Annotated in this window: 1 protein-coding gene; it reads right to left on the bottom strand. The window is 39.3% G+C overall.

The window, feature by feature from the left end; translation table 11 throughout:
- Positions 1-229 (bottom strand): ParA family protein (locus AAEY80_RS14955; RefSeq protein WP_350588655.1); only part of this gene is annotated, 229 nt, incomplete at both ends.

The raw sequence follows: 229 nt of genomic DNA, 5'->3' as shown, positions 1-229 counted from the left end.
AAGTATGCCTTCAATTTGTAGCTTAGGATTAACTAACTTGGCAAGTTGCGTAATGGTGTCCATTAATGCGGTTAAACCTTCTAACGCATAATATTCACATTGCATAGGGACTAAAATCGAGTCGGCTGCAGCCATGGCATTTACGGTTAACATATTTAAAGACGGGGGGCAGTCAATAAAGATGAATTCATATTGGTCTTGAATTTTTTCCAGCGCATTACGTAAACGC

This window comes from Psychrobacter sp. 78a-MNA-CIBAN-0178, assembly GCF_040309625.1.
GTDB lineage: Bacteria > Pseudomonadota > Gammaproteobacteria > Pseudomonadales > Moraxellaceae > Psychrobacter > Psychrobacter okhotskensis.
The sequence above is the reverse complement of the archived record's forward strand: the minus strand, read 5'-3'. Positions and strand labels throughout refer to the sequence as shown.